We start from the raw sequence: 22,450 nt of genomic DNA on the forward strand, positions 1-22,450 counted from the left end.
TTTTCGTTAATGTATCTTTTGTATGTGAAAATGATATCTTTGAAAAAATTATTTTTAATATGATAAAATGGATTGCAGCTATCATTGGCCTTTCTTTTTATAAATATCCAGGCGCTATTATTGGTTTTTTAATTGGTAGTATTATTGATAGTTTTAAAAGTAAATCTGGAGGTTTTAAAAAGATAGTTACTGATGTAATGCAACAAAAAGTATCTCCAGCAGATTTTGAGCTAAACTTATTGTCGTTATGCTCTTTAGTTATAAAAGCAGATGGTAAGGTAAGTAAATCCGAAATGGATTATGTACGGCAATATTTTGTAAGCACGTATGGGAAAGAAAAAGCAAATGCTATTTTTAGAACTTTTAACGAAGTTGTAAAAAAGCGAGAGATTTCTGCAGAGCGTATTTGTACTTTTATGAATGTACGTACCCGTTACGAAGTACGCCTACAACTCATACATTTTTTATTTGGTATTGCACAAGCAGATGGGCATGTAAGTGCTGCAGAAATAATGAAATTAAAGGAAATCGCAGGGTATTTTAGAATTGGTAAAACAGATTTTGAAAGTATTATGGCGATGTTTATTAAGTCTGCTGATACTGCTTATAAGATTTTAGAAATAGAAAAAACAGCTTCTAATGATGAAGTAAAAAAAGCATATCGGAATATGGCAAAAAAATACCATCCAGACCGAGTAAATACTGAAAATGAGGCCATAAAAAGAGGTGCTGAAGAAAAATTTAAAGAAGTACAAAAAGCTTACGAAACCATACAAAAAGAAAGAGGGCTTTAACCGTTGCGTATTATGGATACTTTTTGGTTTTATATAGAAATGGGTTTTAAACATGTGTTAGATATAACAGCTTATGATCATATATTGTTTTTAGTAGCAATGGTATTGCCTTTTACTTTTAAAAATTGGAAAAAAGTAGTATTGTTAGCAAGTGTTTTTACCATAGCACATTGCGCCTCTTTAGTACTATCTACCTATAAAATTGTAACAGTTGCTATTCCTTTTATTGAATTTTTAATCCCAATTAGCATTTTATGTACTGCAATTTTTAATCTGGTATACTTTAAAAAAGCTGCAGAACAAGTAAATATGTTATGGTATCTTTTGTCAACCACTTTTTTTGGGCTTATTCATGGTTTTGGCTTTTCCAACTATTTTAAAATATTAATGATGGGAGAAGAGGAACAAATTACACCTTTACTTGGTTTTGCAACGGGTATAGAGTTGTCTCAGATGCTTATTGTTTTGGTAGTACTTCTTTTAGCTTATGGTTATAAAGAAACAATAGCAACAGCACATCATTATTTTGTTATTGCTGGTACGATACTTATTATATTAATTACAATTCCATTACTTATAAATACGTATCCTTTTTAGGTTTTCACTTAAAATTAACCTATAATAGGTTGTGAGGCTTAGTTAAAGCAGGTATCTTAGTAAGTTGTAAGACAAATTATAATCACTTTTAGACATTTCATGAAAGAGGTTAAGCAAAGAAAATATGATAAGGCCTATTTAAGAATGGCTACAGAATGGGGTAAGTTATCTTTTTGTACTCGAAAACAGGTAGGCGCAATAGTAGTAAAAGATAGGATGATTATTTCTGATGGGTATAATGGTACCCCAACAGGTTTTGAAAATGATTGCGAAGATGAAGAAGGAAATACAAAATGGTATGTTTTGCATGCAGAAGCTAACGCCTTATCTAAAGTAGCCTCCTCTACACAGTCTTGTGATGGTGCAACTTTATACATTACATTATCACCTTGTAAAGAATGTAGTAAGCTCATTTACCAGTCTGGCATAAAACGTGTTGTTTATAAAAATGCATACAAAGATGACTCAGGATTAAAATTCCTTAAAAATGCTGGTGTAGCGTTATTACATTTATCAGAAATTGAATAGTTTTTAAAAGTTTAGATACAGCTAAAACCAATGAAGAAAAATAATAATTATTTATGGCCTACCATTTTAGCAGCTACGCTGGCTATTGGTATTTTTATTGGAGGTAAACTTCACTTTACAGATACGCCAGAAAAACTTTTTACATCAAATACAAACTCTAAAAAAGATAAATTAAACAGACTTATAGATTATATAGATTACGAGTATGTAGATGATATTAATACGGATAGTATTGTAGATGTTGCCGTAAATAATATCCTAGATAAGCTAGACCCGCATTCCGTTTATATTCCTAAAAAAGATATGACCAGAGTATCCGAAAGTATGAAAGGAGATTTTGTAGGTATTGGGATTAGTTTTTTTATGGAAAAAGATACCATTGCTGTAGTGAGAACCATAAAAGATGGTCCAAGTTATGATAAAGGAATAAAAGCAGGAGACCGTATTTTAATAGCAGATAATGATACGCTTTTTGGTAACCAGATGCCTAGTGAGGTTATTATAGATAAGCTAAAAGGAAAACAAGGAACCGAAGTAAAACTTAAAGTATACCGAAAACAAGAAGATAGAACCTTTGATGTTACTATAAAAAGAGGTGCAATTCCTATAAAAAGTGTAGATGCGTATTATATGTTAACCAATACGCTTGGGTATATAAAAGTAAACAGGTTTGCAGAGTCTACCTATAAAGAGTTTAAAAAGGCCTTAACAGCCTTACAAAAACAAGGGGCAAAAAAATTAGCATTAGATTTAAGAGATAATCCTGGAGGGTATTTAGGAGTTGCCGAAGAAATGGCAGATGAATTTTTAGAAGACGGAAAACTTATCCTATTCACCAAAAATAAAAGAGGAGAAATAGACAAAATGTTTGCTACCAGTAAAGGTGCTTTTGAAGATAAACCTATTTATGTAATGATTAATGAGCGTTCTGCCTCTGCCAGTGAAATTATTGCAGGAGCGTTGCAAGATAATGATGTGGGTACCATTGTAGGAAGGCGTTCTTTTGGAAAAGGTTTGGTGCAAAGAGAAATGGAATTAGGTGACGGTTCTGCCGTACGTTTAACTATTTCTAGATATTATACGCCTACAGGAAGATCTATTCAAAAAGAGTATAAAAAAGGAAATAATAAAGACTACTATAAAAAATTTACAGAACGTTACCAAAATGGAGAACTAGGCTCTGTTGATAGTATAAAAGTTGCAGATTCCTTAAAATTTACAACTCCAAAAGGGAAAGTTGTTTATGGCGGTGGAGGTATTATTCCAGATGTTTTTGTTCCTATAGGGAGTTATGAACAAGAACTCATTAATTCTTTAGAATTAGCAATGTCTCGTTTTGCATTTTATCACCTAGAGGAAGATAGAACACTATATCAGGGATATGCTCAAGAAGAATTTTTAAATGATTTTAGAGCAGATGATATTCTTTTTGAAAAATTTATCACTTGGATGGAAAGTGGAAACGGTGCTGGAATTTCTCACTTACCATATTATGATTATGAAAAAGAAATTAAGATTTACATAAAATCTGCATTAGCAGAGCAGTTGTTTAGCCCTAATTTACAAGCTAAAATAAAAAGCGAGAATGATATTATGATCCGTAAAGTTTTAGAGTTAGATAACCCAGCACTTAAAGCATTAGAAAAAATAGAATAGCTTATTCTTCTTCTATTTTCTTTTGTACTTTTTTTGAAGCGATAAAAATTAGTAAAATCACAATTGCACATGCAGAGGCTACAATGCCTATGAGTGCGATAATACTATCACCCTCAAGTAAATCATTAAAATTAAGTAAAGTAGTATTATAGGCAATTAAAGCTATTGCAACTATAATTAAAATGATATTTACGGTCTTATTCATAATACAATTTGTTTTTTGCAACTTTAAACTAAAAGAGTTGATTAATATTAGCAGCAAATAGTTTTACAGCAATAGCCAATAATATAACGCCAAAAACCTTTCTAATAACACTTACACCAGCTTTTCCTAGTAGCTTTTCTATTTTGTTAGATAGTTTAAGAACCACATACACAAAGGTAACATTAGCTATAATGGCTACAATAATATTTTCAACATAATATTCTGCACGCAAAGCTAAAATAGAGGTCATTGTACCAGCACCAGCAATTAAAGGAAAAGCAATAGGAACAATAGAGGCACTTTCTGGTTCATCATCTTTATATAAAGTTATGCCTAATACCATTTCTATGGCCAAGAAAAAAATTACAAAAGAACCTGCCACAGCAAATGAATAAACATCAATGCCAATTAAATTTAAAATTTGTTCACCAACAAATAGGAAGGTAATCATAATAAGAGCAGCAACAATAGATGCCTTTTCGGATTGTATGTGTCCTACTTTTTTACGCAAGCCTATAATAATAGGAATACTACCAAGAATATCAATTACTGCAAAAAGAATCATAGTTGCAGTAATTATTTCTTTAAAATTAAAATGGAATTCCATAGTAAAGTAATTTCAATACAAATTTACGTTTTAAATGAAACATGAAATCATTTTAAAAAAATAAATGTCTTGTAAAGTTCCTATAAAGTATCTTTGTTAGGCTTAAGCGTATCATTATGTTTCAGATTGGAAAAACACTAATATCAGAAGAGATTATTGAAAACGATTTTGTTTGTAACCTTACAGCTTGTGAAGGGGCTTGCTGTGTAGATGGTAATGCAGGAGCCCCCCTTGATGATAATGAAACAGAAATTTTAGTAGATATTTACCGCGATGTAAAACCATTTTTAAGACCAGAAGGTATTGCTGCGATTGAAGCGCAAGGAGCATTTATAAAAGGTGAAGATGGCGAATGGGAAACACCTTTAGTGAACGAAAGTGAATGTGCTTACGTTGTTTTCTCGGACAAGGGAATTGCAAAATGTGGATTAGAAGAGGCTTATAATGCAGGTGCTACAACATGGAAAAAACCAGTTTCTTGCCATTTGTACCCTATAAGAACTAGAGAATACACAGAATTTACAGCAGTAAACTACCATAAATGGGAAATTTGTGACCCAGCCTGTTCCTTAGGAAAAGAATTGCAAGTGCCTATTTATAAATTTGTAAAAGAAGCTTTGGTGCGTAAATTTGGAGAAAAATGGTATTCAGAATTAGAACAAGTAGCTTCAGAAATCTCTAAATAGTTGGGATGTGTAAGAGTACTGTTGTACCACTAGGGTTATGGTCCGCATCATGTAAATCAATCATTTCTACTTCAAAAGAGTTTTGATAATCTTTAGAGAAATTAGCAAGGCGTTCTTTTGTAATTTCAATTCCAATAGATTTTCTTTTTAATACCTTATTTTGCTTAATTACTTCGGCAGCAGCTCTGCCTATTCCGTTATCAGTAATATAAATATCTGTAAAAAACGGATTTTCTTTTTTAATAATGATTTTAATTTTCTTGTCTCCTGTTTTTGAAGATAATCCATGCCATAATGAGTTTTCTAAAAATGGTTGTAATATTAAAGAAGGTATTTTAATATTGTTTGCATCAATATCATTTTCTATAATTACTTCAAAATCTATTTCATTAGAAAAACGTATGTTCTCTATGTTCATATAAAGTTCTACCGTTTCTAATTCTTCTGCTAATGATATTTCTTTTACAGAGGAAGCTTCTAGTATTTTACGAACCAACTTAGAAAACTTATTTAAATAGTATACCGCATTTTTCTTCTCATTATTAATAATATAAAGTTTGATGGAATTAAGGGAATTAAACAAAAAATGAGGATTCATTTGGCTACGCAACATACTTTGCTCTAAAGTCAATAATTTCTTTTCGTTTTTTAGTTGAAATTGGCGATACAGGATATATAGAAATAAAAATAAAAGCGCTAAACCTAAAGCACTTACTAGTATTGTATTTTCGTTTCTTTTTAATTTTAATTTTACAATTTCGTTTTCTTTGGCAAGAACTTCAATTTGGTTATTTTTCTTTTCGGCATCGTATTTAAAAATAATATCGTTTACATACCTTAAGTTAGTCTCATCCGTAACGTCTTCCTCTATTTTTTTGGCTTTTGTATAATATTCTAAAGCGCTTTCAAAGTCTTTTCTTTTAGAAGAAAGTGTGGCTAGATGTTTGTAGCCTAAAACAGAAAACATTTTTAAATTATGTTTTTGCGAAAGAGCAATACCTTTAGAAATATTTTCTTTTGAAGCTTTAAGTTGGTTGAGTTCCATTTGCGCGCAACCTAGATTTATATAAATAGGAGATGTTGCAAATACATCACCTAAGGTTATAGATTTTTCTAGAGTAGGCACTAAAATATCTAGTGCCAGTTGAGGTTTACCTTGCTTTATATAAACTTGCGCAATACTATTATTACAGAAAACACGCCCCTTATCATTGTTAATTGCATCATTATGTGTTAATGATGTTTTGTAATAGGATAAAGCAGTATCTAATTTTCCGATTAGTTCAAAACATTCTCCTATGTTCTGGTTATTAATAGCTAACCCCAGCTGATTATTTAATTCGGCCTCTAACAGTAATGATTTTTTATATTGCGTTATGGCTAAACTGTATTGTTTTAAGGTTTGGTATATATTTCCAATGCCATTTAATGATACATTAATGCTTCTTTTTAATCCTCGTGTTGGTATTTGTACAGTCTCTGCTAATTCTAATGCTTCTTGCGCATAATCTAACGCTGTTTTTATAGCATCCATTCTTCTGTAAACAACGCTAAGCATGTTAAGACTAAACACACGCAACTCTATATTTTCGGCTTTTATAGCAGCTTGTAATGCTTCATTATGTAAATCTATAGCTTTATGGTATAGCGAAATATTACGGTATTTTGTTCCTAGTTGGTTTAATGCATATGCCTGCCCATGTAGATAGTCTTTTTTCTTAGCCTGATTAATAAAATAACGCATGTAAATAGTATCTCTCCTATGTGGTCTTAACACAGCATCTAAATCGGCATATTTTTCAGGAGCTATTCGTAAAAGACTATCTGTAGCATTTTTAAAATGAGAACTTATCTCCTGTGAAGAACCTATAAAAGAAAATAAAAGTAGAAAAAGTAATATCGCTTTTTTAGTTAAAGCTAAACAGCAACCTAATGAAATAAAGTAAGTTTGGTTTTCTTTTAGGCAGTGCATACATTTATAATAAATCTAGAAAATCAGATTTTTTCTGACGAGAAACAGGTATTTTATGATTCGATTGTAAAACTACATATCCATCTGTTTTTAAAAATTCTTTAATCTTATTGATGTTGATAATGTATGAATTATGAATTCTAAAGAAGCTCTCTTTTGGTAGCAATTCGTTAACTTCTTTTAATTTTTTAGTAAGTACTATTTTTTGATTATTAACTAAGTATAAGGTGCTATAGTTACCGTCAGATTCAGCATAAAGAATCTCATCATTTTCCAAGAAAACAAGTTTTCCATCAGTATTAATCGTGATTTTTTTTTGAAGTGAATTCGTATTTAAATTGCCGAGTGCTTTTTCTAATTTGTCAGCAGTATAATTTCTAGCATTGTGCTTTTTTATTTTTGCAATGGTATCCGTTAAATCATCACTATCTATGGGTTTTAAAAGGTAATCTATTGCCTCATGCTTAAGTGCTTTAATAGCATATTGATTGTAAGCTGTGGTGATAATAACTGGGAAATCTTTATTTTCTAATTTCTGAATAAATTGAAAACCGTCCATTGTTGGCATTTCAATATCTAAAAAAAGACAATCAGGTGTATTTTCACTCTTATTTAAATAACTTAGGGCTTCAACGGGATTTGTAAAAGATGACACAACCATAATTTCATCACTAAAATTGGTTAATTCCCACGATAAACTTTGTATCGCTTTTGCTTCATCATCTACTAATATGGCTTCTAACATAAAAATTAAATATTTTTAAAATTAGTGGTAATAAGTATTTTTTAATTATTGAGATGTGTAAATGGCATATTTTTAAGTGCAAATTACATATATAGCAAGAAAACTAGTAAATATATTCCTGAATACTTTAGTTGGTTACTTGTATAAAATACCTAAGATTTTTAGTCTTTTGCCATTTATACAATATTAGTATCCATTTATACATCAATTTATAAAAAGACTCACTTTTCTTCTAATTTCGAGCTCAAGATATAGAATTATCCAGAAAAGATATTAAATTATTATATAAAACCAATTTTTAAATTAAAGAAGTTCTCCCTTATAATCTGAAAACTCAGTATTAAATGAGAAGTACACTTTTTAACTTAAAAACCTAAACCATGCAAAAATCGTTTATTTTACTTGTTATTTTTATTTTGCTTTTAACTGTAGCTGTTTTAACAGACAATACAAATGCTGTAAAGGAGAGTAAAGACTTAGACCAAGTTGCGCTAAACAAAACACCACAATCTTAAAAATAAGTACTTTTCTGGCACACTGTTTAGAAACCTATTTATAATTTATCCTAGATTAAGATGTTACAGTTTAAGTAAAAAATAGATGTATAGAGTTTATTGTAAGGATTCAATAAAATTTATTGTATTGTTGAAATACTTAAAAGCGACTTTAATGCTGGTAAATATTAAATTAGAAAATATAAAATGATGTAAACATAACTTTAATTAAAATTTGTAAGAAAAAAATTAACATTTGTAAAGAATTTAATTCAATTAAATTCAACAAAAAAGGAGTAACACAAAGAAAACTTTAACAAATAGCTTGTTTTTTTAGTAATTTTCTGATAATCAATGTTTTGATAGAAAATAGTTTTTGAATGTGTATAAATTATTTATTTTTGTAACGCTGGTCTGACCGTCAGCATTGAACAAATACTCCCCAAATAAAAATTTGCAATCAAAGAATCTGTCAAACCTATAAAGTGTAACTCTATTGGTGTGCATTAAGAATTAGAATGTACATTGTTGTTTTTACAACCCAACGATGATTGTTATTATTAAACAACTGGGGAAACCCTTTTATTTAGTTTTTAGGTTTCGGGGGGAACTTCCTAAACTGAATAGTTTTTTAACTAACAATTCCGAAAATAGATATCGTATGAGTTACATGGTTTGACAGTATTGCAAATTGATCGTTAAAATCTTTAACTTTTAAAAACCAAGTATTTTCAACTATTAAAATTAAACCAAAAAGTATAAAAAAACATACTTTTTGGTTTAATCTTTTCTGTTTAAAAGTTAAACAAAATATTATTTTATCTCAAAGGCAACAAACATAACTGCTGAACCTAGATGTCAACAACCGATGTTAAAAACTTTGTATATCAAAACGTAAAACAAGCTTTATTAACTGATGCTTTTTTGCAATCTTTGTTGACCCTATAAACAGTTAATTTTCACTCTCAAAACAATATAAATACTATGTCAACAGCAGTAGAGCCTATTTTAGCAGAAAACGAAGACAGATTTGTAATATTTCCTATTAAGCATGATGATTTGTGGGAATGGTATAAAAAATGTGAAGCTTGTTTTTGGACTGCTGAAGAAATAGATCTTGGTGAAGACATAAATGATTGGAATAATAAGTTAAGTGAAGATGAACGTTATTTCATTAAACACATATTAGCATTTTTTGCTGCTTCTGATGGTATCGTAAATGAAAATTTGGCAGAGAATTTTGTGAGTGAAGTACAATATGCAGAAGCTAAATTTTTCTACGGTTTTCAAATCATGATGGAAAATATCCATTCAGAAACTTATTCTTTATTAATAGATACCTATGTAAAAGATGAAAAAGAAAAAGGCATTTTATTTAAAGCAATAGAAAACTTTCCTGCGATTAAGAAAAAAGCAGATTGGGCTTTAAAATGGATAGATTCTCCAAGTTTTGCAGAACGTTTAATTGCTTTTGCAGCTGTAGAAGGTATTTTCTTTTCAGGTGCTTTTTGTTCTATTTTTTGGTTGAAAAAAAGAGGTTTAATGCCAGGTCTTACTTTTTCTAACGAATTAATCTCTAGAGATGAAGGAATGCATTGTGATTATGCCGTTCATTTACATCAAAACCACCTTATAAATCCTGTTTCTAAAGAGCGTATTAGAGAAATATTAGTAGATGCTTTGAATATAGAAAGAGAGTTTATTACAGAATCCTTACCAGTGAGTCTTATTGGTATGAATTCTAAATTAATGACGCAGTATCTGGAGTTTGTAACAGATCGTTTATTGGTAGAATTAGGTTGTGAAAAAGAGTACAATACAACAAATCCTTTTGATTTTATGGATATGATCTCTTTACAAGGGAAAACAAATTTCTTTGAAAAAAGAGTTGCAGAATACCAAAAAGCGGGTGTCTTAAACAATGATAAAGACGGCGATTCTCAAAAAATTAGCTTTGATGCTGATTTTTAAATTATACCAAAATTACTTTTTTAGATTTTAAATCTAAAACATTACAATATAATTTTCTATGACTTACATCCTATAAAAGGATTGTAAGCCAAACCAACTGACTAACAATATTATTAACAAAAAAATAGTAGCTATATGTATGTATTAAAAAGAGACGGAAGAAAAGAGCCGATTATGTTTGACAAAATAACGGCAAGAGTTCGTAAGTTATGTTACGGACTTAATGAAAGGGTAGATCCTATAAAAGTTTCTATGCGTGTTATTGAAGGTCTCTATGATGGTGTTACAACTTCTGAACTAGATAATCTAGCAGCAGAAATTGCAGCAACAATGACTACTACACATCCAGATTTTGCAAAGCTAGCTGCACGTATTTCCGTATCTAACTTACATAAGAATACCAAAAAATCGTTTTCAGAAACGATGAAAGATTTATATGAATATGTAAATCCAAGAACTGGTAAAAAAGCTCCATTATTATCAGATGAAGTTTATAATGTAATTGTAGAAAATGCAGATGCTTTAGACTCTACTATAATATATAACCGTGATTTTGGCTACGATTATTTTGGTTTTAAAACATTAGAGCGTTCATATTTATTGAAATTAAATGGAGAAATAGCTGAGCGCCCTCAACATATGTTAATGCGTGTTGCTGTTGGAATACATTTAAACGATTTAGACGCCGCTATAGAAACATATGAGTTGATGTCTAAAAAGTATTTTACGCATGCTACGCCAACACTATTTAATTCTGGTACGCCTAAACCTCAAATGTCTTCTTGTTTTCTTTTAGCAATGAAAGATGACAGTATTGATGGAATTTATGATACTTTAAAGAGTACAGCCAAGATATCACAATCTGCTGGAGGTATAGGACTTTCTATACATAATGTAAGAGCTACCGGTTCTTATATAGCAGGTACAAATGGAACCTCTAATGGAATAGTGCCAATGCTAAAAGTATTCAATGATACGGCTAGGTATGTAGATCAAGGAGGAGGTAAACGTAAAGGAAGTTTTGCAATATACGTAGAACCATGGCATGCAGATATTTATGATTTTTTAGATTTAAAAAAGAATCATGGTAAAGAAGAAATGCGTGCACGTGATTTATTCTATGCCATGTGGATTCCAGATTTGTTTATGAAAAGAGTAGAGGCAAATGAAGATTGGACTTTAATGTGTCCTAACGAATGCCCTAACCTTTTTGACAAACATAGTGACGAATTTGATGCTTTATATTTAAAGTATGAAGCTGAAAATAAAGGTCGTAAAAAAGTAAAAGCACGTGAGTTGTGGGAGAAAATCTTAGAATCTCAAATAGAAACAGGTACGCCTTATATGTTGTATAAAGATGCAGCAAACCGTAAGAGTAATCAGAAAAATTTAGGAACAATTCGTTCTTCAAATTTATGTACTGAGATTATGGAGTACACTTCTCCAGATGAAATAGCGGTTTGTAACCTAGCGTCTATTGCATTGCCAATGTTTGTTAAGAACGGAAAGTTTGATCATGATGAACTTTTTAGAGTAACAAAGCGAGTTACTAAAAACTTAAATAGAGTTATAGATCGTAATTACTACCCAGTAAAAGAGGCTGAAAATTCTAATTTACGCCATAGACCTATTGGTTTGGGAATACAAGGTTTAGCCGATGCATTTATTATGTTGCGTATGCCTTTTACAAGTGATGAGGCAAAGACATTAAATCAAGAGATTTTTGAAACTTTATATTTTGCAGCAGTAACAGCTTCTTCTGAGATGGCAAAAGAAGAAGGCGTATATTCTTCTTATGAAGGTTCTCCAATTTCTAAAGGTGATTTTCAGCACAATTTATGGGGAATTAAAGACGAAGAGCTTTCCGGTAGATGGGATTGGGCTAAATTAAGAAAAGAAGTAAAGAAAAATGGTGTGCGTAACTCATTATTAGTTGCCCCAATGCCAACAGCATCTACTTCTCAAATATTAGGGAATAATGAGTGTTTTGAACCTTATACGTCTAATATATACACAAGAAGAGTATTATCAGGAGAGTTTATTGTTGTAAATAAACACCTGTTAGAAGATCTTGTAAAACTTGGCTTATGGAACGAAAGTTTAAAACAAGAACTAATGAGAGCAAACGGATCTATACAACACATAGATATTATCCCTCAGGATATTAAAGAATTGTATAAAACAGTTTGGGAGCTTAGTATGAAAGATATTATTGATATGTCTAGACATAGAGGATATTTTATAGATCAAAGTCAGTCATTAAATCTATTTATGGAAAATGCTAACTACTCTAAGCTTACCTCAATGCATTTTTATGCTTGGAAAAGCGGTTTAAAAACAGGAATGTATTATTTAAGAACAAAAGCAGCTGTAGATGCTATTAAATTTACTTTAGATAATACAAAGAAAAAAGAAGTTCCTGTTAGTATAGCTGCCGAGGCTGAAGTATTAGCCGCAACTCCAGCTCCTGTTGATGCTACAGAAATAAGAGTAGATACAACTCCTGAAGATGATGTGCAACCAATGACAGCCGCTGAGATGAAAGAACTTATTGCTAGGTCTAAAGAAGGGCAAGCAGACGATGATTGTTTAATGTGTGGGTCTTAAAACTGCATATTATATCATATATTTTCATAAAAAAAGCATCAGAATTAGTTCTGATGCTTTTTTTATAATTTTCATTTAAGGAAAAATAACTTAAACTTTTTCCTTACTAGTGCATAAACACTAGAACTTATAAATGTGTTTCTCAAAAAAGGCTATTAGCTTGCCTCTGGAAGAGTTTATTTTTTAATATATGGCTTTAATACTATTGAAGATATATAAGCCACTATATATAAAATTAAAAATGTGATATGATTTTCCATTTGGAGGCGCTTTAAAAAATATATTACTACAGATACGTTGTAAAAACTACTTTTGGATCTTATTTAAATGTTAAATAATCTAAAAAAAGCAACTTTTGCCTAAATAAATTGTTTTTTTCCTGAAAAGTAGTCGCATAAAATCAAGGTCATTACTTAAATTTTTCCCTTTAATATAATTTTAACACATTAGAATTGTAAGTAAATAAATAAAGTTACGCCTAAGTGTTTATAAGTTTGGTTTAGTTATTTCCGACTGGTTATCGGAAACAAAATTAAAAGCTCGGGGTGGTTCCCGAGCTTTCTTCGTTTTAAAGGGTAAATATGATTAGAATAGTGTTGTTTTTTATTTTAAAAAGTTTTTTTACTTTTTTTTAAAGTAAGTGTAAGTCAATACATAAAGTTACGTCTAAAATGGTATATGAAAAGTAATTCATAAGTTTGGTTTAGTTATTTCCGACTGGTTATCGGAAACAAAATTAAAAGCTCGGGGTGGTTCCCGAGCTTTCTTCGTTTTAAAGGGTAACTATGATTAGAATAATGTTGTTTTTTATTTTAAAAAGTTTTTACTTTTTTAAAGTAAGTGTAAGTCAATAGATAAGGTTACGTCTAAAGTGATATATGAAAAGTAATTCATAAGTTTGGTTTAGTTATTTCCGACTGGTTATCGGAAACAAAATTAAAAGCTCGGGGTGGTTCCCGAGCTTTCTTCATTTTAAAAATAACCTGAATAAAATAGTGTTGTTTTTTATTTTAAAAAGTTTTTTTACTTTTTTTTAAAAATAAGTGTAAGTGAATTGATATTGTAGCGTCTATGCATTTATTATGAAAAGTAATTCATAAGTTTGGTTTAGTTATTTCCGACTGGTTATCGGGAATAAACACAAAAGCTCGGGGTGGTTCCCGAGCTTTCTTCGTTTTATAATGTGATATTCTTTATTTCTAATAGTAATCTATATAGACCAAGATTTTCCTTCAGTAAGCTCATTTAAATCTCCACAGCTAATATATTCTCCTGGTATGGGGAGATAAGCCAATACTTTTTCTCCAATATATTCAGAAGTTTTATAAGCCCATATTGTCATACCTCTTAGTTCAGTAGCATATGCATATCTAAAAACACTGTCTTCTAACTGTGCAGAGTTGCCAGTTTTCATAGCCTTTTTATATGTCTGGATAAGTTTATGATGACCATTAGCCTCTATTTTAGTAACTTTTAATGCATTAGCAAGTGTTGTTTCTAATTCTTCAGAAGATAACTCTTCTATGGCTTTTTTATTGGCATCTTTTAGTGCTTGATCAAGAAATTTCTCTAGAGATATTTTTACAAATTCTTGCTGTTCTACTTCCATAACTTCATCAGTAAAAACATCGATAAAAGTATGTACATTTACTTCGGATGCAGAAGGAGTGTCTGTTTTTGGTAAAATAAGGTCTACTAGTTTTATAAGCGTATCGCCTTGTTCTTTTGAGAAAAACTGTGGCGTCCATACTTCTTCGGCAACAGTTTTGTCCTTACAACTTTGCATAATACTTACTAAAGTTGGTGTTGCTACTGCATAACCTAATGATAAACCAATGTTCTTAAGTGCTATTCTTCTATCCATTATATTATTCCTTTTTTAAATTCTTTAGCAGCATGGTTTGCAGCTCTTGCTGTGAAAGCCATATATGTTAATGACGGATTTACACAGGCAGAAGATGTCATAAATGATCCGTCTGTTACATATACGTTTGGCACAGTATGTATTTGATTATATTTATTGAGTACAGATGTTTTAGGATCTTTACCCATTCTTGCGGTACCCATTTCATGTATTCCTAAACCAAGTGCAGTAGGATCATCAAAAGGTTCAACATCATGTAAACCAGCTTTTTCTAACATTTTAACCGCTTGTAATTTCATATCCTCACGCATTTTCTTTTCATTTTCCTTCATTTCAGCGTCAAAAGTAACTGTAGGTAAGCCCCAGTCATCTAATTTATCATAATTTAAAGTCATACGGTTTTCTTGGTAGGGTAGTACTTCTCCAAAAGCCATCATCCCAAATGTCCAGCCACCAGGCTTTAAAATGTTTTCTTTTAATTCTTTTCCATGAGATAATTCTGCTATAGAATCTTCCCAATTAGACCTGCTTGCACTTCCCTGATAACCAAAACCACGTAAGTAATCTTTTTTAGAAGTTGCATCTAAATTTTGAAAACGTGGTATGTATATTCCGTTAGGTTTTCGTCCTTTATAATATTTATCTTTAAAACCATCAAATTTACCTCTAGCGCCAACACTTAATTGGTGATCCATAATATTTCTGCCCAATTGGTCAGAATCATTACCTAGACCATTAGGAAAACGATCAGATTTTGATTGCATTAATATAGCAGTTGAAGCTATTGCTGAAGCACATAAGAAAATAACTTTAGCTTTAAATACTAATTCTTCATTAGTAAGCCTATCAATAACTTTAACACCAATCGCTTTTTTTGTAGCGTCATCATAAATAACCTCAGAAACTATAGAATCCACTCTAAGAGTTAGATTTCCTGTTCTTTCAGCAGCTGGTAAGGTAGAGGAGTTACTACTAAAATAGGCACCAAAAGGACAACCTCTTATACAACGATTTCTATATTGGCACTTTCCTCTTCCATCATATTCTTTATTACCAGTAATATGGGCAACCCTTCCTGCGGTGACTACCCTGCCATCAAAATTTTCAGCTACTTTTTCTCTAAAATGTTGTTCTACACAATTTAATTCCATCATAGGACCAAATTGCCCATCAGGTAATTGTTTTAAACCTAAATTCTCACCACTAACTCCAATATAAGATTCTACTTTATCGTACCATGGCGCTATATCTTTGTAGCGAACTGGCCAGTCTACAGCAATTCCTTCTTTTTTATTTGCTTCAAAATCTAAATCACTCCAGCGGTAACTATGTCTCCCCCACATAATAGACCGTCCACCAACATGATACCCGCGCATCCAATCAAAACGCTTTGTTTCATTATAAGGATGCTTTATATCATCAACAAACCAAAAATTACTTGCTTTTTTTGTAGTATAACCTGTTCTAGCTTGTTTCTGTTGTTTTGCAATTTCTTCTTTGGTAGGTTCTCCATTATTTGGAAAATCCCAATCATCCATTTGCGCGGTAGGGTAATCTTCTATGTGTTTTACCATTCTACCACGTTCTAAAATTAATGTTTTAAGACCGTTTTCGCATAATTCTTTTGCAGCCCAGCCCCCACTAACTCCTGTTCCAACTACTATTGCATCATAAGAATCTTGCTCTTCATTATAATAAAATTTGCTCATGGGCTAAAATTGTTTATTTCTTTAAATTTATTAAATATAAAATTAATTTTTTACATTTAGTGGCTGCGATAATAATGGTATTCAACTATAACGTTATCGTTAGATGTTAAATAATTAATTTCCCTAAAAATAGAAAATGAATACTAAAAAACGTAGTGTAAATCCTTTAAAATTAGCTCTAATTATTTTATTGGTTGGAATATCTTCTTGTAAAGATGGAGAAAAGAAAAAGGAAGAGAAAGGAACAGAAACTCATGCAAAAGAAATGGAAGCACCTTTTTTTAAATTATCGTTAGCACAATGGTCTATTCATAAAATGATAAGAGAAGAAGGTATGGACCCTTATCAATTTGCAGCTAAGGCGAAAGAATGGGGTTTTGAAGGTTTAGAATATGTGAGCCAGTTATACAAATTAACAGAAGGCAATGAGCAAGCAAGTTTAGATAGTATAGTTGTAGAATTAAAGAAAAGAAGCGAAGAGCATGGAATAAAAAATGTCCTTATTATGATAGATCATGAAGGAGATTTAGCTGTAAATGACAAAGCAGAACGAGATGAAGCAATTAGAAGACATTCTATGTGGGTAGATGCCGCAGCTACTTTAGGCTGTTCTTCTGTACGTGTAAATTTATTTGGGGGAGATGCTGAAAAAAACCCGAAAGCTTGGCATGACAATTCTGTAGATGCTATGGGGCGTTTAGCAGCTTATGCAGCTACAAAAAACATCAATGTTATTGTTGAAAATCACGGTGGACTTTCGTCAGATGCTGCAAAAGTAGTTGAAGTTATAAAAGCTATTAATTTGCCAAATTGTGGAACATTACCAGATTTTGGGAACTTTTGTGTTAAACGTGATAGTGGTGAACGTTGGGCAGGTAATTGTATTGAGGAATATGATATATATAAAGGGATCGAAGAGCTAATGCCATATGCAAAAGGAGTCAGTGCTAAATCTCGTGATTTTGACACACAAGGAAATGAAACAGGTATAGATTATGCAAAAATGTTACAAATTGTAAAAGATGCTAATTTTTCTGGATATATTGGTGTTGAATATGAAGGTAATGCGCTTTCCGAAGAGGAGGGTATTTTAGCAACTAAGGCATTATTACTAAAAGAAGGAAAAAAACAAGCAAAATAGTAGTAGGTATGTTTTCTTTTGAATAAGGATTAACAATGCTTTGCTATATTAGATGAATATTGAAAATTAAACTAAAATCACCAAAATAAATTATGGAACAAGTAAATAAAAGTAGACTGTTTTTAGCTTCTTGCATAGCGTTAATTGTTACTGCAATGACTTTTGCAATTAGAGCCAGATTAGAAACTGTTTTTGGCCCAGAAGGTGTAGGATTAACTTTAGAGCAAATTGGTTATGCTTTTACTCCTGCTTTTTGGGGTTTTACCTTAGCAATGCTTTTTGGGGGGCCTTTAGTAGATTCTTTAGGGATTAAAAAAATTACATGGTTGGCTTTTATTACCCATGCTATTGGAATTGTTTGGACCATTTTAGCAAAAGATATGACCTCTTTATTTATCGCAACTTTATTTGTCGGTATAGGGAATGGAATGGTAGAAGCAGCATTAAACCCAATGATAGCATCTATGTATACAGAGGATAAAACAAAAATGTTAAACCGTTTTCATGTTTGGTTTCCTGGAGGTATAGTAATAGGTGCTTTAGTAGGTTGGCTTGTAATGGATGTTATGGGCTTAAGTTGGCAAATAATGGTAGCAACTTTATTTATACCATTAATTGTTTATGCCATATTATTTTTGGGTCAAAAATTTCCAGTTACAGAGCGTGTGGCTATGGGAATTAGTACTAAAAAAATGTTTTCTAGTTTAGGAACACCACTTTTCTTATTTATGGTATTTTGTATGTTCTTAACTGCTGCGTCTGAATTAGGAACCACCCAACGTATAGAATCATTATTAAAAACATCGGTAGATAAGCCTTTATTAGTATTAGCTTTTATTAATGGTATTATGGCCTTAGGAAGATTATTTGCAGGAAAGGTTATCCATAAATTACAACCAGCCGGGATGTTGTTGTTTTCCGCTATTTTTACTTTTATAGGTTTGTGGTTACTAACAATAACTAGTGGAGGAATGACTTTTGTTGCTGCAGCTGTATTTGCCGTTGGAGTTACTTTTTTCTGGCCTACTATGTTAGGTTTTGTGGCAGAATATTTGCCGCAAACAGGAGCTTTAGGACTTTCTATGATGGGAGGAGCAGGAATGTTATCTGTATCCATTGTATTACCTGTAATGGGAATGTTAATGGATAATGCTAATGCAGGAGAAGCTCTAAGAACAATGTCTATATTACCAGCAATATTAATTATAGCTTTTGCTGGGCTTTATGTTTATATGAAAAAAAGAAAAGTAACAGAAGAAGCATAATAATTTTTAAAATACAAATGGCAAAAAAAATAAGATTAGGGATTTTAGGTGGTGGTGGTGATTCACTTATTGGTGTATTACACCGTGTGGCAGCGCATATTAATGACAACTACCAAATTGTTGGAGCAGTATTTAATCCAGATTTTACTGCAAATATGAATTTTGCAAAAGAGATAGATATACCAACAAACCGTATTTATAAAGATTTTGATACGTTTATCGTAGAAGAAATGAAACTTCCTGAAGAGGAACGTATCCAAGTTTGTTCTGTTTTAACACCAAACTTCTTGCATTTCCCCATGGCTAAAAAGTTGTTAGACAATGGTTTTCATGTAATTTGTGAAAAACCAATGACAACTACTTTAGAGGAAGCAAAAATATTACAAGCTGCTCATGAAAAGGCTGGGACTGTTTTTGCACTTACCCATACCTATACAGGTTACCCAATGGTTCGCCAAATGCGTGAGATGATAAAGGAGGGTGCTTTAGGAAAAATTCATAAAGTAGATGCTTGTTATTATCAGGGCTGGATTAACACTATAATACACGATAAAGCTAAGCGTTCTTCTGTATGGCGTTTAGATCCTGAAAAAGCTGGGATAAGCTCATGTATAGGTGATATAGGTGTACATGCTTTTAATATGATAGAGTTTACTACAGGTTTACAAGTAAAGTCACTTTTATGCGACTTTAATTACTTGTATGAAGATAACAAAATGGATATAGATGGTACTGTTCTTGTACGAATGGGTGACCATGTTAAAGGACTGGTCCGTAGTAGTCAAGTAGCAACGGGTGAAGAAAATGGACTTTCTATAGCAATCTATGGAGAGAAAGCTGCTTTTAAATGGGAGCAAGAAAACCCTAATTTTTTATATAAATTAAGTGATACGGAGCCAATGCAAGTCTATAAGCCAGGGCATGCTTATAATTCTGAATTGTCTTTAGATGGTACTAAGCTGCCTCCAGGGCATCCAGAGGGTATCTTTGATTCTATGGCAAATATTTATTTAGGAGCTGCAAAAGCTATCCGTGCAGAAAAGTATAACGATGGCGAGTTTCCAACCATGTTAGATGGTGTACGTGGAATGAATTTTATAGAAGCTACCGTAGCCTCACACAAAAATGGGAATACTTGGGTTGATATGGAAGCGTAACAATACTATTTTTAATTTAGAAGCGTTATAGAGTTGTTTAATTTTATAACGCTTTTTATTTGTATCAAATATTTTTAAGTAAACTACCATTGGATAATTCTATAAAACATTTTAACGCTTTATAAGGTAATAGGTCAATTTAATTTGTAGTGTAATGCAAACATTTATACTTTGTAAAAGATTATTAAATGCTTTAAAATTAACCCTAACATCATAATCTCCCAAAGTTATGAGTTCTAATAAAAAACCTACTGAAGAAGTTCTTCAACTTCTAGAAAATGCTTATGTTCAACGTGGTACAAATATGCGCGAAAGTGTAAAATTGACCAAAGAAGCGCTAGCGAAAAGTAGAAATCTTAAAAATACTTCTCTTATAGCTAAAAGTTTAAGTCAACTCTCTCTTTTTCATATGGTTTGCGCAGAAAGTGAAGCTGCTATTGAAACGGCAGAAGAAGCTATTAAATATTTCCGAATAAAGAATGATGAACTTGGTATTGCTAATGCAAAATATAATATAGCTGGTGTTTATTATAAAACAAATAACTATCATTTGGCAATGTTCCATTTAATAGATAGCCTTACCATATTTAAGAAGTATAAGGATAAACATAATGAATCAAAAACGCACAAAGCCTTAGGAGGGCTTTACGAATTTCTTGGAGATGAAACAAATGCTATAGCAGCGTATAAAGATGCTATTTTATGTGCAAAAGAGATTAAAAATAAAAATTTAGAATCTAATGCATATAATCCACTTTCAGGGATTTATCTAAAGCGAGAAGAAATTCAAAAAGCCTTAGATATTGCAGAGAAGTCTATTGCTTTAAAGTTAGAAACGGGTGATACTAGAGGCTATGCTTTTGCAGTTTATGCAAGAGGTAAAGTACTTACGCATTTAGAAAAATATGATGATGCTTTAAAAGATTTTAAAGAAGCTCTTGTAATCCATAAGGATGTAGGAGATATTTTTGGTTTAGCGATGTGTTATTTTAAAATGGCTAAACTATTTATTCAGTTAGGTGATCGTATAAAAGGAAAAAAACATTTAAAAAAAGCAATTGCAATAAGCACTGAAAATAATTTGTCATTAATGAAATATAAGTGCTTTTATTTCATGTACACGCTATATAAAGAAGAAAATAATAGTAGTAAGGCATTAGATTATTTAGAAAAATATATTAAAGAAAAAGATTCGGCTGTAAACTCACAAACACTTAAAGTTATAGAGAATTATGAGCGTATCTCTAAAATACAATCAAACGAGAATAAAGCAAAATTAGAGCGTCAAAAAACTCAAATACTCGAAAAACAAAAACAAGCAGAGCAGGAAGCGTATATGAAACAAAACTTTTTGTCTGCAATGAGTCATGAAATTCGTACTCCCCTTAATGCAATTACTAGTATTATATCTTTATTACAAGACAGAACTAATGAAGATGAAAAAAAATTACTTACCTCTTTACGGTTTTCTGCTAGAAACTTAATGCGAATTATAAATGACATTTTAGATTTCTCTAAGCTAGCCTCTAATAAAATGATATTAGAAGAGTATCCATCTAAATTTAAAGAATTACTTTTTAATATTCAGCAAACCTACATTAGTTTAGCTAAAGAAAAAGGAATTGATCTTAAACTTTCTGTAGAAGATACTGTTGCTGATGCCTATATAGTAGATGAAACCAAACTTTTTCAGGTATTAGGAAACCTTGTTAGTAACGCTATTAAATTTACAAGAAAAGGAAGTGTAGATATTGTTGTGAATAAGGTGTCTTCTGGTAAAAAGAAAGATTTGCTTTCTTTTCAAATTAAGGATACAGGTATTGGAATACCAGATAAAGAAAAAGAAAAACTATTTGAAAGTTTTTATATGCCAAAATCAGTAATGACTAGAAATGATGGTGGTACGGGTCTTGGTTTGGCAATTGTAAAAAAAATTATAGAATTACACGGTAGTACTATTGATGTAGTGAGTTTAGAAAATATTGGATCTACCTTCTTTTTTAATTTAAAATTAGAGAGGGTTGCTGTACCAACGGCAATAGATACAGAAGATGGATTTGAAAAATTAGAAAATAAAGTAGCAATACTTGCTGAAGATAATGAAATTAATGCTCTGGTAATGAGTAAGTTATTATCTAAGTGGGGTATGTCTTTAAAAAGAGCAAAAAATGGAAAAGAAGCTATAGAAATTGCTAAGCAAGAAAAAGTAGATTTTATATTAATGGATATACATATGCCACTTATGAATGGTTTTGATGCTACACATCGTATTAAAACCACTAAAAATGCAAATAAAAACACGCCTATATTTGCACTAACAGCAGATGTTACTGCAGCAAATACGCATAAAAATGCTCCCTATTTTAATGGTTTTTTATGGAAGCCTATTGAAATAAAACGATTGTTTGAAGCTTTAACAAATGTACTTATGGCTGGTAAAGTAAATTAATTT

Annotated in this window: 18 protein-coding genes; 12 read left to right on the top strand and 6 right to left on the bottom strand. The window is 31.3% G+C overall.

Annotated elements, in window-relative coordinates; genetic code table 11:
- Nucleotides 1–59 precede the first annotated feature (59 nt).
- The 4 genes from ACZ451_RS06800 to ACZ451_RS06815 all read left to right on the top strand — a co-directional run bounded on the left by ACZ451_RS06800 (nt 60) and on the right by ACZ451_RS06815 (nt 3,575).
- Entirely contained in the window at nt 60–794 is a 735-nt protein-coding gene (locus ACZ451_RS06800; protein ID WP_464216358.1) for a TerB family tellurite resistance protein, read from the top strand.
- A 12-nt stretch (nt 795–806) separates the two neighbouring features.
- Nucleotides 807–1,391, top strand: a complete 585-nt coding sequence (locus ACZ451_RS06805) for a HupE/UreJ family protein (RefSeq protein WP_464216359.1) — start codon at nt 807–809, stop codon at nt 1,389–1,391.
- 99 nt (nt 1,392–1,490) lie between these two features.
- Nucleotides 1,491–1,919, top strand: a complete 429-nt coding sequence (locus ACZ451_RS06810) for a deoxycytidylate deaminase (RefSeq protein WP_464216360.1) — start codon at nt 1,491–1,493, stop codon at nt 1,917–1,919.
- Nucleotides 1,920–1,949: 30 nt separating this feature from the next.
- The gene (locus ACZ451_RS06815) at nt 1,950–3,575 is read left to right on the top strand and encodes a S41 family peptidase (protein ID WP_464216362.1); all 1,626 of its coding nucleotides are present in this window, start codon (nt 1,950–1,952) and stop codon (nt 3,573–3,575) included.
- 1 nt (nt 3,576) lies between these two features.
- On the opposite strand, the gene ACZ451_RS06820 is transcribed toward ACZ451_RS06815, so the two are convergent.
- Both ACZ451_RS06820 and ACZ451_RS06825 read right to left on the bottom strand, forming a co-directional pair.
- Nucleotides 3,577–3,780, bottom strand: a complete 204-nt coding sequence (locus ACZ451_RS06820; RefSeq protein WP_464216363.1) for a hypothetical protein — start codon at nt 3,778–3,780, stop codon at nt 3,577–3,579.
- Nucleotides 3,781–3,808: 28 nt separating this feature from the next.
- Nucleotides 3,809–4,387 carry a MarC family protein gene (locus ACZ451_RS06825; protein ID WP_464216364.1) on the bottom strand — a complete coding sequence of 193 codons (579 nt, stop codon included), beginning with the start codon at nt 4,385–4,387 and terminating at the stop codon, nt 3,809–3,811.
- Between the two features lie 116 nt (nt 4,388–4,503).
- Here ACZ451_RS06825 and ACZ451_RS06830 point away from each other — a divergent pair, with 116 nt between their 5' ends.
- A complete protein-coding gene (locus tag ACZ451_RS06830) occupies nt 4,504–5,073 on the top strand; it encodes a DUF3109 family protein (RefSeq protein ID WP_464216365.1) in 570 nt (189 codons plus the stop codon).
- Here the strand turns inward: ACZ451_RS06830 and ACZ451_RS06835 are convergent.
- Complete coding sequence (locus ACZ451_RS06835; protein ID WP_464216366.1) at nt 5,066–7,045, bottom strand: tetratricopeptide repeat protein; 1,980 nt, start codon at nt 7,043–7,045, stop codon at nt 5,066–5,068. The genes ACZ451_RS06830 and ACZ451_RS06835 overlap by 8 nt on opposite strands.
- A 4-nt stretch (nt 7,046–7,049) precedes the next feature.
- Nucleotides 7,050–7,790 carry a LytR/AlgR family response regulator transcription factor gene (locus ACZ451_RS06840; RefSeq protein WP_464216368.1) on the bottom strand — a complete coding sequence of 247 codons (741 nt, stop codon included), beginning with the start codon at nt 7,788–7,790 and terminating at the stop codon, nt 7,050–7,052.
- A gap of 380 nt (nt 7,791–8,170) precedes the next feature.
- Between ACZ451_RS06840 and ACZ451_RS06845 the strand changes: the two genes are divergently transcribed.
- The 3 genes from ACZ451_RS06845 (at nt 8,171) to ACZ451_RS06855 (ending at nt 12,862) form a co-directional block, all read left to right on the top strand.
- The gene (locus ACZ451_RS06845; protein ID WP_464216369.1) at nt 8,171–8,305 is read left to right on the top strand and encodes a hypothetical protein; all 135 of its coding nucleotides are present in this window, start codon (nt 8,171–8,173) and stop codon (nt 8,303–8,305) included.
- A 963-nt stretch (nt 8,306–9,268) separates the two neighbouring features.
- Complete coding sequence (locus ACZ451_RS06850) at nt 9,269–10,255, top strand: ribonucleotide-diphosphate reductase subunit beta (protein ID WP_464216370.1); 987 nt, start codon at nt 9,269–9,271, stop codon at nt 10,253–10,255.
- Between the two features lie 135 nt (nt 10,256–10,390).
- Entirely contained in the window at nt 10,391–12,862 is a 2,472-nt protein-coding gene (locus ACZ451_RS06855) for a ribonucleoside-diphosphate reductase subunit alpha (RefSeq protein WP_464216371.1), read from the top strand.
- A gap of 1,210 nt (nt 12,863–14,072) precedes the next feature.
- On the opposite strand, the gene ACZ451_RS06860 is transcribed toward ACZ451_RS06855, so the two are convergent.
- Entirely contained in the window at nt 14,073–14,726 is a 654-nt protein-coding gene (locus ACZ451_RS06860; RefSeq protein WP_464216372.1) for a gluconate 2-dehydrogenase subunit 3 family protein, read from the bottom strand.
- Nucleotides 14,726–16,435, bottom strand: a complete 1,710-nt coding sequence (locus tag ACZ451_RS06865; RefSeq protein WP_464216373.1) for a GMC oxidoreductase — start codon at nt 16,433–16,435, stop codon at nt 14,726–14,728. The genes ACZ451_RS06860 and ACZ451_RS06865 overlap by 1 nt, the downstream gene beginning before the upstream one ends.
- Before the next feature lie 136 nt (nt 16,436–16,571).
- On the opposite strand from ACZ451_RS06865, the gene ACZ451_RS06870 reads away from it, so the two are divergent.
- From ACZ451_RS06870 to ACZ451_RS06885, 4 genes are all read left to right on the top strand, one after another.
- A complete protein-coding gene (locus ACZ451_RS06870) occupies nt 16,572–17,576 on the top strand; it encodes a sugar phosphate isomerase/epimerase family protein (RefSeq protein WP_464216374.1) in 1,005 nt (334 codons plus the stop codon).
- A gap of 92 nt (nt 17,577–17,668) precedes the next feature.
- A complete protein-coding gene (locus ACZ451_RS06875; RefSeq protein ID WP_464216375.1) occupies nt 17,669–18,841 on the top strand; it encodes an MFS transporter in 1,173 nt (390 codons plus the stop codon).
- 17 nt (nt 18,842–18,858) lie between these two features.
- Nucleotides 18,859–19,998 (top strand): Gfo/Idh/MocA family protein, encoded by a 1,140-nt coding sequence (locus tag ACZ451_RS06880; RefSeq protein WP_464216376.1) that lies wholly within the window; start codon nt 18,859–18,861, stop codon nt 19,996–19,998.
- 229 nt (nt 19,999–20,227) lie between these two features.
- On the top strand, nt 20,228–22,447 hold the full coding sequence (locus tag ACZ451_RS06885) for an ATP-binding protein (RefSeq protein ID WP_464216377.1): 2,220 nt from the start codon (nt 20,228–20,230) through the stop codon (nt 22,445–22,447).
- The last annotated feature ends 3 nt before the right edge of the window (nt 22,448–22,450 follow it).

It is taken from the genome of Allocellulophaga tsushimaensis (assembly GCF_055383085.1).